This is a genomic window from Chloroflexota bacterium (assembly GCA_016875535.1).
Lineage (GTDB): Bacteria > Chloroflexota > Dehalococcoidia > SHYB01 > SHYB01 > VGPF01.
This window is the reverse complement of record VGPF01000025.1, coordinates 22,753-36,128: the sequence shown is the minus strand read 5'-3', so window position 1 is coordinate 36,128 and position 13,376 is coordinate 22,753. Positions and strand designations below refer to the sequence as shown.

10 protein-coding genes and 1 tRNA gene are annotated in these 13,376 nt (G+C 58.6%); 2 read left to right on the top strand and 9 right to left on the bottom strand.

What is annotated here, in order from left to right; translation table 11 throughout:
* From FJ039_08150 to pheS, 9 genes are all read right to left on the bottom strand, one after another.
* A partial coding sequence (locus tag FJ039_08150; GenBank protein ID MBM4406135.1) for an ATP-binding cassette domain-containing protein occupies nt 1–1,289 on the bottom strand: 1,289 nt, incomplete at its 3' end.
* A gap of 9 nt (nt 1,290–1,298) precedes the next feature.
* Nucleotides 1,299–2,162, bottom strand: coding sequence for an ABC transporter permease (locus FJ039_08145; protein MBM4406134.1), 864 nt, complete (start codon nt 2,160–2,162; stop codon nt 1,299–1,301).
* 2 nt (nt 2,163–2,164) lie between these two features.
* Nucleotides 2,165–3,496 carry a nucleotide sugar dehydrogenase gene (locus tag FJ039_08140; GenBank protein ID MBM4406133.1) on the bottom strand — a complete coding sequence of 444 codons (1,332 nt, stop codon included), beginning with the start codon at nt 3,494–3,496 and terminating at the stop codon, nt 2,165–2,167.
* A gap of 6 nt (nt 3,497–3,502) precedes the next feature.
* Nucleotides 3,503–4,471, bottom strand: a complete 969-nt coding sequence (locus tag FJ039_08135) for an SDR family oxidoreductase (GenBank protein MBM4406132.1) — start codon at nt 4,469–4,471, stop codon at nt 3,503–3,505.
* The gene (locus FJ039_08130; protein ID MBM4406131.1) at nt 4,471–5,769 is read right to left on the bottom strand and encodes a UDP-glucose/GDP-mannose dehydrogenase family protein; all 1,299 of its coding nucleotides are present in this window, start codon (nt 5,767–5,769) and stop codon (nt 4,471–4,473) included. The genes FJ039_08135 and FJ039_08130 overlap by 1 nt, the downstream gene beginning before the upstream one ends.
* A 171-nt stretch (nt 5,770–5,940) precedes the next feature.
* Nucleotides 5,941–6,567 (bottom strand): hypothetical protein, encoded by a 627-nt coding sequence (locus tag FJ039_08125; protein ID MBM4406130.1) that lies wholly within the window; start codon nt 6,565–6,567, stop codon nt 5,941–5,943.
* A 724-nt stretch (nt 6,568–7,291) separates the two neighbouring features.
* A tRNA-Gly gene (locus FJ039_08120) sits at nt 7,292–7,368 on the bottom strand.
* Between the two features lie 30 nt (nt 7,369–7,398).
* The gene (locus FJ039_08115) at nt 7,399–9,786 is read right to left on the bottom strand and encodes a phenylalanine--tRNA ligase subunit beta (GenBank protein MBM4406129.1); all 2,388 of its coding nucleotides are present in this window, start codon (nt 9,784–9,786) and stop codon (nt 7,399–7,401) included.
* A 3-nt stretch (nt 9,787–9,789) separates the two neighbouring features.
* On the bottom strand, nt 9,790–10,794 hold the full coding sequence (gene pheS / locus FJ039_08110; GenBank protein ID MBM4406128.1) for a phenylalanine--tRNA ligase subunit alpha: 1,005 nt from the start codon (nt 10,792–10,794) through the stop codon (nt 9,790–9,792).
* Nucleotides 10,795–11,024: 230 nt separating this feature from the next.
* Here pheS and FJ039_08105 point away from each other — a divergent pair, with 230 nt between their 5' ends.
* Together FJ039_08105 and FJ039_08100 are read left to right on the top strand one after the other, a co-directional pair.
* On the top strand, nt 11,025–12,161 hold the full coding sequence (locus tag FJ039_08105) for a CoA transferase (GenBank protein ID MBM4406127.1): 1,137 nt from the start codon (nt 11,025–11,027) through the stop codon (nt 12,159–12,161).
* Between the two features lie 10 nt (nt 12,162–12,171).
* Nucleotides 12,172–13,374, top strand: a complete 1,203-nt coding sequence (locus FJ039_08100) for a CoA transferase (protein ID MBM4406126.1) — start codon at nt 12,172–12,174, stop codon at nt 13,372–13,374.
* Nucleotides 13,375–13,376 lie beyond the last annotated feature (2 nt).

Genomic DNA, 13,376 nt, shown 5'->3' with positions numbered 1-13,376 from the left:
CTACAAGGAACACGAATCATCCCTACCTCAGTTCGAGTCAGTAGAGATTCTCCTGATGGGTAGTTGCTGAGGGTGTACATATCAGCACTCTTCCCTGGTGATGGCGTGACTTCGAACTCAAAAGCTGGCCGCACACGATCCTGAAGATCTTTTGTCTCAAGGACGATTTCCCCTTGAAATACCCCTGGTAGTAGTGGAGAAAGATTCAAGTCGAGTGATGTGCGATACACACCTGGACAGAGATGCACTGCTCTCATGCCCGGTACGAGCTCGAAAACAAGCAGGCCTTCTGGAGTAGTGATGGGAACTCTAACATTGAACCGATTTATGTCACGGATGCATTCTATGTAGATTTCGATTGAGAGATCTGCATTCTCTGGGAAAGCTCCACAAATTTCCCCAGAACTGTTCTTAAGGTCCACCTTCTTAATAACCACATCGTGTAGGTACTGAGAGCCCTTGACTCGATTCAGATCCAGATCATGGTCATCAACGGAACCACGGCGAACTTTCCCGGAAGACAATGCGAGATACTTGTCTACGACCTCGGATGAGGGCCCGATTCCCTTGATTTCTCCTTTCTCCAGCCAAATTGTTTTTTCTGTGAGCGCCTTGATGATGGCCATGTTGTGACTGACAAAAAGAACGGTTCTCCCTCCGCTCGCGATATCGCCCATGCGGCCAAGGCAGCGCTTTTGAAACTCTGAATCACCGACGGCAAGCACTTCATCTACTAGGAGGATGTCAGGCTCCATATGGGCTGCCACGGAAAAAGCCAGCCGGATGTACATACCGCTGGAGTAGTATTTCACCGGCGTATCGATGAACCGCTCAAGCTCAGCAAAGCCGACGATGTCATTGAAGCGGCGGTTGATGTCCGCCTTGGTCATCCCAAGAATTGCGCCGCTAAGATAGAGGTTTTCCCTGCCGGTCAATTCCGGGTGAAAACCCGTGCCGACTTCCAGTAGAGAGCCGACACGTCCCAGCACTTCGCCCTCACCCGCCGTCGGTTCCGTTACCCGCGAAAGGATTTTCAGCAGGGTGCTTTTCCCCGCACCGTTCCTTCCGATGATCCCGATAGCCTCGCCATGCTTCACGTGGAAGGAGATGTTCTTGAGAGCCCATATTAAGTCGCGCCGTTTTTCTTGAGGTGCCTTTCTTCCTCGGATGCGTTGCAGTGGCGCCTCTATGGAGCGCGAGAGAATGTCTCGAAGCGCGAGGTACCGCTCCCGTTCCCCGAGGCGGAACCGCTTGCCGATGCCGTTAAGCTCAATCACTGGCTGAGACATAGAAGTGGCTCAAACGATATCGGCGAAGTAGCGCTCCATTCGTTTGAAGTAGAGCGCGCCCGTTACCAGGAGCAAAACGACTACCGCTGCGGAGACGGCGAGCATCGGGCCGGGCGCTTCTGCCTTGCCCAGGAGCGCCCAGCGAAACCCATCTACTACTCCGGCCATCGGATTGATTCCGTATAGAGGCTTCCAGCTATCTGGGATGAGGCCGCTTGAATACGCCACTGGAGTTGCAAACATCCAGAATTGGATCAGGAACGTTAATGCATAGCGCACGTCTCGATAGACGGCATTGAGCGCGGAGAGCCAAAGTCCAACTGCCAGTGCCGTTGCCATGGCAAGCAGAAGGAAAAGTGGGAGTGTGAGGATCGCCCAGCCCGGAGAGATACCGAAATAGAGCATCATCCCAATGAGCACCAGGAAAGCGATGCCGAAGTCCAGCAGACCGCCTATGACCCCTCCGGCAGGGAGCAGGACACGGGGGAAATAGACCTTCGTGATGACTCTCGCCTGGTCCACCACGGCATTCGACGAGTTTGTAAGAGAGTTTGCGAAGTAGATCCAAGGGACCAGGGCAGTGTAGGTGAAGACCGGATAGGGAATCTCGTCCGACGGCAGGTCGGCAAGGTGGCCAAAGACAACACTGAAGATCACCATCTGCGAGAAGGGCTGGATGATTACCCACGCTGCTCCGACAACTGTCTGCTTATAGCGGACTTTGATATCCCGCCAGATGAAAAAATAAAGCAACTCCCGATATGCCCAGAGCTCTCGCAGGTTTAAGGCGAACCAGCCCCGTGATGGCTTGATCACGTGGGTGGGCGGGGTGTGTGGCTGGTGCCCTTGTTGCTGGACGTCTGAAGTCCCCAAACCTATAGGCTCCAGTAAAGCGCTTTACCCTCGGCTATTCGGCCGGTCAGGGCGCCCTTTATGTCTATGATCAGGCTGTGGCCCGTGTTGTCCTGAAGGAGGTCAACATACCGCTGCCCTGGTTGCGCGAGGAATTCTTTATGGGCTACTGCCACAATCACGGCTGCGTACCTGTTCGCGTTCTTGAACGGGTCGGGTGTTGCAGTGAAGCCTAGGCGCTTGATGGCGATGGCTTCCACCAAGGGGTCGTACACCTCGACATGGACGCCATAGGATGAAAGCGTATTAATAAGGTCCAAAACCTTGCTATTTCTAATATCCCGCACACCTTCTTTGAAGGTGATACCCAGCACCAGTGCCTTAGCGTTGCGTACCGCCGCGCCCGTCTGGATCAAAAGCTTAACGGTCTGGTCGGCGACGTATTTCCCCATGGAATCGTTGACTCGCCGCCCTGCAAGAATCACTTGAGGGTGGAACCCTATCTCTTCTGCTTTATGGGTAAGATAATAGGGGTCGACAGGGATGCAGTGCCCGCCCACGAGACCAGGCCAGAATGGAAGGAAGTTCCACTTCGTACCTGCGGCTTCAAGTACGTCCTTTGTGCTAAGGCCAATCTGGTGGAAGAGCATCGAGAGTTCATTCACCAAGGCGATGTTGAGGTCGCGTTGGATGTTCTCGATTACCTTGGCGGCTTCCGCAGTTCGGATAGTTGGGGCGCGATGCACCCCCGCCTTCGCCACTACGGAATAAAGCGCAGCTATCCGCTCTAGAGTCTCGCGATCCTCTCCTGAAACGATCTTTACCACCTTGTCGAGCGTATGCTCCGTATCGCCGGGGTTGATGCGCTCTGGGGAATAGCCGATCTTGAACGCCTTCCCGCGCAGGAGCTGAGACTCTTCCTCAAGGATTGGGAGGCAGATCTCCTCAGTGCAGCCGGGATAAACTGTGGACTCGTAGATGACCAGTGGAGGTGTGTTATTGCCTTCGTTGCCATCTCTCCGGGAGCGTAACGCTCGCCCTACGAGTCGACTGGCATGGATCAGTGGTGTTAGGTCCGGGCGATTTGCTTTATCAACGGGCGTTGGAACTGCAACGATAAAAGCGTTTGCATCTGCCAAGTCTTCAGGGTTTGCGGAGAAGCGAAGGAAAGGTATGGCGAGATCTACCTTCGAGACTTCTCCGTTGAGGTCTTCGCCGCGGGTTAGTGATTCGATTCTCTTTGGGTTGATGTCAAAGCCTAGTGTCGAGACTGAGCGTCCGAAGTGGATGGCTAAAGGTAGGCCGACGTAGCCCAGTCCAACAACGGCGACCTTTGTGCTTGGCGATGTGCTCATAAGCCGCTAGGAAGCCTTCGTCATTGAAGCGGCTTTGAAGTAGGGGATAGTGCTCTTGATCCCCTCCCGGAGAGGGACTCGAGGCTCCCAGCTTAGTGACGCTCTGGCTCGAGATATATCCGGCCGTCGTTTCTTTGGGTCGTCTTCCGGCAATGGCTCGTGGATGATAGGGCTCTTGCTTCCGGTAGCCTTAAGTACCAATCTAGCTAGATCCAGCATCGTTAACTCATTCGGGTTGCCGATATTGATCACCAACCCCACGCCTTGCACATCTTTCGGGAAGGTCTTAGTGCCGAGAAGAAAAAGAGCCTCCACTGTGTCGTCTACATAGCAAAGTGACCGAGTCTGAGTGCCGTCTCCATAAACGGTAAGCGGCCTCTCTTGCAGTGCCTGTGTCACAAACGCCGGTATGACCCGCCCGTCTCCAATGCGCATCCGTGGGCCATAGGTATTGAAGATGCGGGCGATACGGATTGAAACTCCGTATTGTCGGTGGTATGCCATCGCGATGGCCTCACCAAACCGCTTCGATTCATCGTACATACTGCGCGGCCCGTTTGGATTGACGTTGCCCCAGTAATCTTCCCGCTGTGGATGGACCAAGGGGTCACCGTAGACCTCAGAGGAAGATGTGAAAAGGAAGGTGGCACCGGAGTTGCGGGCTAATTCAAGGGTGTGTGTGGAGCCGATGGAACCGGCCTCGAGCGTTTCCAATGGATGGCGGACATAATCCTTGGGGCTCGCGAGGCTTGCAAGATGGAAGATATGATCAAGGCGGCCTGGCACGTGAAGCGGCTTTCGAATGTCCGATTCCAGTAGCGTAAAGCGCTTCTGCCCCGCGAGGTGCTGAACATTGGCGGATCGCCCAGTGATAAAATTGTCAACGCAGACAACGTCATGCCCGGCCGCCACGAGCCGTTCACAGAGATGGGAACCGATAAATCCTGCGCCGCCGGTGACTAGAGATCGAGGCATCAGGGGCGCCCTATGCCGTAGTATGTGAAGCCCATCTGCCTCAGCTTTGTGCCGTCGTAAATGTTCCTGCCGTCGAAAATAATAGGTGACTGCATCGTCTTTTTGACACGTGCAAAGTCGGGATTCCGAAACTCATTCCACTCAGTGATAAGAGCGATAGCTTGGGCACCTGCGGCAGCATCGTAGGCGTCATGCGAGAACCTGATGCCGCTTGGGTAGGCCTTCGCTACGAGGCCCATCGCCTGCGGGTCATGTGCGCTGATTTGCGCTCCAGCACTGAGCAACCGCTGGATGAGCCGGATAGACGGAGCCTCTCGCAGATCGTCGGTCCTCGGTTTGAAGGAGAGCCCCCAAAGTGCGATTTTCACTCCTGCCAGCGAGCCGAAATGCTGCTCGATTTTTTTGAAGAATCGGTCAGCTTGACTATGATTAACATAATCAACGGCCTCACAGAGACGAAGCGTATAGCCATTTTGGCGTCCCATCTGGGCTAGTGCTTTCACGTCCTTAGGCAAACAGCTTCCGCCGTAGCCTACCCCAGGGAATATGAATGAGCTACCTATCCGTTTGTCTGCGCCGAGTCCTTTTCGCACAATTTCAACGTCGGCTCCGACAAGTTCGCAAAGGTTGGCAATTTCATTCATGAAGGAGATCCGTGCCGCGAGCATGGCGTTTGTGGCGTACTTTGTCATTTCTGAGCTGCGTGTATCGGTGAGAAGGACCGGACTTCCGGTTCGGACGAAGGGGGCGTAGAGCTCGCGCATCGTCTCCGCAGCCTTCGCGCTTGTGGTCCCAATAACGATGTGGTCCGGCTTGAGGAAATCATGCACCGCATCGCCTTGCTTTAGGAATTCGGGGTTGGAAACCATATCGAACGGCTGCGTTGTGAAAAGGGCGATCTTCTTTGCCAGGGCATCAGTTGTTCCTACCGGCACGGTGCTTTTCGTGACGATGACCTTGTACCCGTTCATCGCCCTGGCAATATCCTTGGCGACCGATTCCACAGCTGTAAGGTCAGCCGCGCCCTCCTGTCCTGGCGGGGTCCCTACACAGATGAAGATGATTAATGCCTTGGCCACTGCTTCGGCAAGATCTGTGCTAAAGCAAAGAGACCCGCTCGCCGAATGTCGGTGGACGAGCTCCTCCAGGCCCGGCTCATAGAAAGGGACAGCGCCCTTCTGTAGTTGGGTGATCTTTTCAGGGTTGTTGTCAACACAGACTACCTGGTTCCCCGTTTCTGCGAGGCATGTCCCAGTAACGAGCCCGACGTACCCCGTGCCGATGATTGCGATATTCAATGACGCTCCTGTGCGCTGTGTGGGAACTTCCTCCCAGCAAATCTGCCGGGAGCTGTGGATTTTCCAAATAGTTGCCCTGCCCAAGACCCCCTGGATCCTGAGCGAACTGGCTCTTTTGACGAACTGCCCCGGAGCAGCGGCTACGACGCAGGCAATTCGTTTTTTCTGCAGCTAAGAGACGGCAAAGCCGGGCGTGTGTTTCTCAAGTGCGCTCGGCGTCTGGATCCAACGTCCTCCGCCCCTCGTGCGCCTTGGCGGGCGTGTCACAAATGGGCCAAGCGGCGTGGTGGAGACTTTTGAGTCCGGGATGATGTCCTGTTGTCTTACCTGAGCTCGCACAAGGGAACCAAGGAACTGAAGCAGGACCCATACGCGCTCGTCGGGCGTTTGCGGGGTGTTAAGTACTTCGCCCAGGTTCTCCAGTTTCCCGATCTTTACCCGAACACGGTCGCCCAACTGGGGAGCATGCCACAGGCCCCCCTGTTGCTCAAGGCGATGGACGCGTCCGCGGAGGTCACCGATTAATGAATCAGGGACAGGAGGGGAAACGCTTTCGAACTGCACAAAGCCTAGGAAGTCTGAGAACTGACCTAGAGGAGCCCACTTGAGTTCGCCGAGGTTGCATCGGAGGAAAAGATATCCGGGGAACAGAGGACGCTCCTTGCGCTCACCGTTCGACATCGCTGTCCGGGCAACAGGGAGAAAAACTTCAAAACCAAGCCGAAGGAGACGATTTCGGGTCGTGTACTCCTTCTGCGGCTTGCTTCGAATCACATACCACTGAAGACTCACTGGCATCCTCCGTGAGGTTCAGGGCGAATTGCCTGTTGGTCTAAGTGGACGTTCAAAAGGGGGCTTCCTCTTGCCGGTAAGGGCGATTCATGTTGGTCTGAAATCCTGCAAAGCCCAGAGCTAGGATGACCAAATCGCTTAGTCTACTCCCCTAACACAGATATGGGTCACTCTACTGCTGCCGGACACAGGAAGTAGAGCCCCCTCAGCTTTCGGTGTCCAGAAAGAAATCGTACCTCCTGAGGAGGGCAATAAACAAGATGTGGAACCCCGACTGCTCCAGATTTGGAGTTAATAACTGAGGGAGCTATCAGATTTGCGTACATTTTACATAATCCAACAGAAGAAAGCAAGAACTACTGGCTTGTAAGCTACTGGGCTGGTTCACTCATCCACAAAGGGTGGGAAGCGACTTGTCCCCGCGACCACCTGCTTGGTCCGCTTGAAGCCTCAAAAAGACCTGCCTCCTAAGTGCAGGGTAAACAAGGGGACTTAGGGGGAAAGCGCTGGAGCGGCGGACGGGATTTGACCTGCGACCACCTGCTTGGCCCGCCAGAGGCCCCAAAAGAGACCTGCCTTCCAAGCAACGAGCAAGCTAGCGAAGGAGTGGAAAAACGCTGGAGCGGCGGACGGGATTTGTCCCTGCGACAACCTGCTTGGTCCGCTTGAAGCCTCAAAAAGACCTGCCTCCTAAGTGCAGGGTAAACAAGGGGACTTCGGGGGAAAACGCTGGAGCGGCGGACGGGATTTGAACCCGCGACAACCTGCTTGGAAGGCAGGAACTCTACCAGACTGAGTTACCGCCGCACCGTCACCGATTGTACCACGGGCTTTTTGCTAACCCCGGAGCGTCGCCCCAAATTCCTTTGCGAGGCGCGACAGCAGGCGTTCCTGTAGTCCATCCGCCTCTTCCGTCGTGAGTGTCTTGGACGGTGACTGGAAGACCACCCGGTAAGCCAACGACTTCTTGTCCGGGGCGATATTCTTGCCCGTGTAAACATCAAACGGTGTTACCCCCGCCACCATCTCCCCGGACCGGATCAGCGCCGCCACCTGCTCCGCCGGCAGCGCCCTGTCTACCACGATAGCCAGGTCCCGCAGGACGCTGGGGAAGCGCCCGACCGCCTGGTAGCGTCGCTCATCCTTCGGCATCGCTTCAAGCAGCGCTTGAAGATCAATCTCGAAATAGGCCGCAGATCTTTCTAAAAGGTCGAAGGCGCGCGCGAATTTAGGATGCACTTCGCCAACGACACCCACCTGCGTCTTCCCGAGGGTAATCGCCGCCGTCTTCCCAGGGTGCAGGACGGCGTCCTTTGTGGGATCGAAGGTTCCCTTCAGGAGTAACTCAGCCAGGAGGCTTTCGATCAGCCCCTTCGCGTCGAAGAAGTCCAGGCTCTCCTCTGTTCGCCTCCAGTGCAGGTCATCCCGCGGCCCGGAGAGGAGCACCCCAAGGATTTCCCGCTCGTCCGGAAGCTCTTCCGAGCGTGGGATGTAGATGCGCCCCAGCTCGAAGAGACGCACACCGTTCTCCTGGTTCCTCTGGTTGATCGCCAGTGTCTTCAGCAGCCCGTGGCGCAGGTTCAGGCGCAGCTCCTCCTGGTCACTCGCCAGGGGATTCAGGATGCGCAGGCCGTTGCCGCCCCCGGAGAGCGCTTGCCCGGCCTGGTTCGTCAGCGAATAGGTGATGACCTCTTGCAGTCCCGCTCCCGCCAGCAAATCGCGCAGGCTCTCCTTGAGCGCCAGGAGCGGCGATGGCTCGAAGGCTGGCACAGCCCCTGAGAGCTTTGCCGTCGGGATCGAGTCGAAGCCTTTGATGCGCACATACTCCTCTACCAGGTCGTCCTCGATATTCAAGTCCATCCGCCAGTAGGGTGGTGTGACCTCCAACGCGTCGTCGCTTGCGTGATGGATATCACAGCCGAGCGACCTCAGCACCGGCGTCAGGTCGCTTGAAGTGAGTCGGACGCCCAGCAGCGCACTCGCCCGATGGCCCGTCACCCGCACCCTCCGCTGCGGCGCCTTTCCTGGGTAGACATCCACAAGCCCCTGCGCCGCCGTCCCGCCGCACAGCTCCACAAAGAGCTGCATCGCCCGGCGCGCCGCGTAGATGGGCAGCTCCGCCGAAAGGCCCTTTTCGAAGCGCGACGATGCCTCGCTCCGCAGGCCGATATCTCTGGACGTTCGACGGATGTTGATATTGTTGAAGGCCGCCGATTCCAGCAGCACGTTCGTCGTGCGCTCGCTCACTTCGCTGCGCGCGCCGCCCATCACGCCCGCCAGCGCCACCGGCCGCGCCGCGTCCGCGATGAGGAGTATGCTGGGCGTCAGCTTCCGCTCCTGGCCGTCTATCGTGGTGATGGTCTCGCCCGCCTTCGCCCGTCGCACCACGATCCGGTGCTCTGTCAGCAGGTCGTAGTCAAAGGCGTGGAGCGGCTGGCCGAACTCGAGCATGACGTAGTTCGTGATATCCACGATATTGTTGATGGGACGCATCCCGGCCGCCGTCAGGCGGTCCTGCATCCACTTCGGCGAGGGGCCGATCTTGACGCCGGTGGCCAAGCCCGCGATATAGCGCGGGCAGAGGTCGGCATCGAGGATTTCGACCCGTGTCTTCTTCTGGATCGCCTCGCCCGTCTCCGGGTAGCGCAGCGTCGGCTCCCGCACCTTGCCGCCCGTCAGCGCCGCCACTTCGTGCGCCAGCCCCAGCATGGAGAGGCAGTCCGGCCGGTTGGCAGTCACCGCGAAGTCAATGACGGCATCGCCCAGGACGGCGTCCAGCGGTGTTCCGATAGCCGCCTCCGATGGCAGCACCAGGATGCCTTCATGCTCCTGCGAAAGGCCAAGCTCTTTTTCGGAGCAGACCATCCCCTGCGATTCAACGCCCCGGATCTTTGCGGGCTTCAGCACGGCAGGCTTGCCCGTGTGCCCGTCAATGAGTTTCGCCCCTGCTCGCGCAAAGGCAATCTTCTGCCCCGCTGCCACGTTCGGCGCGCCGCAGACCACCGTCATCTCCCCTGCGCCGTAGTCCACCGTCGCCAGGCGCAGGCGGTCGGCGTTCGGGTGCGGGTTGACCGCCTTCACCAGGCCGACGACGACGCCATCCCAGCCGCCGCGCACTTCGATCTTGTCCGCCTCAACGCCGGCAAGCGTCATCCGGTGGCCCAGCGTGTGCGGGTCAAGCTCAAACGGAACGTACCACTTCAGCCAGGAGAGGGGAGCTTTCATGGCTTAGAACTGCTTCAGGAATCTTAGGTCGTTCGTATAGAAATGCCGGATATCGTCTATCCCGTACTTCAGCATCGCGATGCGCTCCACGCCCATACCAAAAGCGAAACCGGAATAGACTTGAGGGTCACACCCCATATTCTTCAACACAACCGGATGCACCATCCCCGCGCCCAGGATTTCCAGCCAGCGCCCCTGCCAGTCAATCGCCATCTCCGCGCCGGGCTCCACGAAGGGGAAGTAGTCGCAGCGGAAGCGCACCTTCCGCTCGATGCCGAAGAGCCGCTTCGCGAACTCTTCGAGCGTCCCCTTCAACTGCGCGAAGCTTACGCCCTTGTCCACCACCAACCCTTCGATTTGGTGAAAGTGCCACTCGTGGGTCGCATCTGTCGCCTCATAGCGATAGACCTTGCCGGGGACCACGACGCGGACCGGCGGCTTGTGCCTCTCCATGTAGCGTATCTGCATGGGCGAGGTATGCGTGCGCAGAAGCAGCGGACGTTCGCCGTCCTTGTTCTTCTGGTCTATCCACATCGTGTCCCACATATCCCGAGCCGGGTGGCCCTTCGGGATGTTCAGCGTCTCGAAGTTGTAGTAGTCCCACTCCACTTCCGGCCCTTCCACGACCTGGAAGCCCATCGCGGTGAAAGCGCCTGTGATTTCCCGGATCACTTGCGTGATTGGGTGCAGCCGTCCTATCTGGACGGGCCTCCCCGGCAGGGTCACATCAATCGCCTCGCTGGCTGCTATCGCCTCAGCCGACCCTGCTTGCAGGGCGGCCTCCCGCTCGGCGAAGCGCTGCTCCAGGAGCGCCTTCAGCTCGTTCGATTGCGCTCCAGCCGCCCGGCGATCCTCCGGCGAAAGCGCCCCAAGGCCCCGAAGGACCTGGGTCATCTGCCCCTTGCGCCCAAGGTAAGCGATGCGCCACTCCTCAAGCTCCTTGGCGTTGGAGACCTTTTCCAAGGCGGCAAGGGCTTCGGCGCGCAGATGGGTAAGTTGTTCCTGCATGGAGAGGGGAGCCTCGATAAATCTGGTGAACAGGATACAGAAGGCCAAAGAGAGGCGTCAAATGGCATAACGTGCGTACCCGCTGTTCCCGGTGGCAAATCCACCAAGTGATATCGGCATCCTTCAGTCTCTTCAGTGGATGACCGCTTTCCCTTCCCGTTCCTCCTTTGGTGGCGCAACCGCCCATACTTTGGTAGGATTGGGCCGCTTTCCCGATTCAGGAGGCCACTATGGCAGGACCGCTGACCGGCTACACCGTTCTCGATCTCACCTGGGGCATCCCCGGCCCCCTTGCCGCCATGCTCATGGCCGATTACGGGGCCGAGGTCATACGTATCGTCCCGCCCGGCGGCGATGTCGTCACCCACCCCGGCTATCGCGTCTGGAATCGAGGCAAAAAGAGCGTGACCCTCGACCTCAAGAAGCCCGAAGGGAAGCACGTTCTCGAGAAGCTGCTGGCCAAGGCCGATGTCCTTGTCGAAAGCTTCTCCCCCGGCGTCGCCGATGCGCTCGGGATCGGCTACGAGGCCGTTCACAAGAAGTTCCCCCGTCTGGTCTATACCTCCATCTCCGCCTATGGCCAGAAGGGCAGCGACCGTGACCGCCCCGGGTATGACGGCCTCGTCCAGGCCCGCGTCGGTATCCACGGCCAGCAGACAGGCCACCGCAAGGGGCCCATCTACGCCGGCCTCGCCATGCCCAGCTATTCCACCGCCTTTAACGTCGTCATCGGCGCGCTCACCGCCCTCTACGTCCGCGATACCAAGACCGGCAATGGCCAGCATGTGGACACCTCCCTCCGCGATGGCGCCCTCGCCATGCTCAATATGAACTGGTGGCGCACGGAGCGCGGCGCGGACAAGTTCAACATCACCCCCTGGCAGAAGCGCCTCCTCGTCGAGCTCTTCGAATGCGCCAAAGGAGAATGGCTCCAGCTTCACACCGGCGCGCAGGGCGCCTTCGACCGGATGATGGAGCATATCGGCTTTAAGGAGTATGTGGGCGTTCCCATGACCGGCGAAAGCTGGCCCGAGATGGAGAAACGCACCAAGCGGTGGTTCCTGGAGCACTCCCGGGATGAGGGCCTCGCCATGCTGAAGCGCGCAGATGTTCCCTCTCTGCCGGTCCTGCCCCCTGGCGGCGCCCTTCATGACGCCCAGGCCTACGCCATGAAGTTCGTCGAAACCGTTGACGACCCGGAGATCGGCCCCATCGAAGAGATCGGCCTCAGCCTCCGTTTCGAAAAGGCTCCCACCGCCATCCGTGGCTCCGCTCCCAAGAAGGGCCAGCACACGGAAGAGCTGCTTTCCGCCGCAGGCTACACCAAGAACGATATCGCGAAGCTGCGCGCCGCCGCCGTCATCTAAGGAGGACGCCATGTACGCGCTCCAAGGCATCAAGATCGTAGACTTCGGTATCTTCTTCGCAGGCCCTTATGCCGCGAAGCTCCTTGCCGATCTCGGCGCAGACGTCATCAAGGTGGAAGCCGTCACCGGCGACCCTATGCGCCGCAGCATGGGCCCCTTCATCGGCTGCCAGCGCAACAAACGCTCTCTCGCCGTGGACCTCAAGAACCCGGATGGCCAGGCCATCGTCCACAAGCTCTTCAAGCAGACGGACATCGTCTGCCACAACATGCGCCCGGGCGTCGCCGAGCGCCTGGGCATCGGCTACGAAGACGTGAAAAAGTTCAACCCCGGCGTCATCTACATGCACTCGCCCTCCTTCGGCACGATTGGCCCGCGCAAGGACCAGCCCGGCTTCGAGCCCCTCGTCGGCGCGATGGTCGGGATGGCCATCATGAGCGCGGGCAAGGGCAATAACCCCGTGAACAGCGTCGCCAACATGGACTACGGCAACGGCCAGCTCGGCGCCATTGGCCTCCTCATGGCCCTTATCCATAGGGCTAAGACCGGCCAGGGCCAGAAGATCGAATGTCCGCAGATGGTCTCCGGCATGATTACCACGTCGGAGCTCCATTGGAAAAAGGACGGCACCCTCTCCGAGTGGTTCCAGCTGGATCAAAAGCAGACCGGCTATGGCCCACTCTGCCGTATCTACCCGACGAAGAGCGAGGAATGGATATGTGTCGTGGTCGCAAAGGAGAAGGACTTCCAAGCGCTGTGCAAGACCGTCGGCGCGCCTGGACTATCCTCGGACCTTCGCTTCGCCACCAAAGAGGCCCGCAAGAAGAACGCCGACTCCCTCTCCGCCGAGTTGGAGAAACTCTTTCTGGCGCGCACCGCCGCCGAGTGGTTCAAGGCCCTTGATGCCGCAGGCGTCCCCTGTGAGATCTCCGAGATGAAAGGCCCCGATAAGCTCTTCGGCAACCCGGAGCACGTCCAGAGCGGTCTCGTCTCCGTCTACCCCCATTCCCAGTTCGGCACCATGCGAGAGGTGGGCCAGATCATCCGCCTCTCGGAGACGCCGGGCAACATCTGGGGGCCAGCGCCGCTGGCAGGCCAGCACACGCGGGACATCCTCGCGGAGCTGGGCTACACCACCTCACAGCAGGATGACCTGAAGACCCGCGGCATCGTCAACTGGCCCATCGAAGAGCGCGCGAAGGTCGGCGTCTAAGC

Coding starts and splice junctions, on each gene's coding strand:
- FJ039_08105 (MBM4406127.1), top strand. CDS start 11,025: ATGGCAGGACCGCTGACCGGCTACACCGTTCTCGATCTCACCTGGGGC.
- pheS (MBM4406128.1), bottom strand. CDS start 10,794: ATGCAGGAACAACTTACCCATCTGCGCGCCGAAGCCCTTGCCGCCTTG.
- FJ039_08115 (MBM4406129.1), bottom strand. CDS start 9,786: ATGAAAGCTCCCCTCTCCTGGCTGAAGTGGTACGTTCCGTTTGAGCTT.
- FJ039_08140 (MBM4406133.1), bottom strand. CDS start 3,496: ATGAGCACATCGCCAAGCACAAAGGTCGCCGTTGTTGGACTGGGCTAC.
- FJ039_08100 (MBM4406126.1), top strand. CDS start 12,172: ATGTACGCGCTCCAAGGCATCAAGATCGTAGACTTCGGTATCTTCTTC.
- FJ039_08125 (MBM4406130.1), bottom strand. CDS start 6,567: ATGCCAGTGAGTCTTCAGTGGTATGTGATTCGAAGCAAGCCGCAGAAG.
- FJ039_08135 (MBM4406132.1), bottom strand. CDS start 4,471: ATGCCTCGATCTCTAGTCACCGGCGGCGCAGGATTTATCGGTTCCCAT.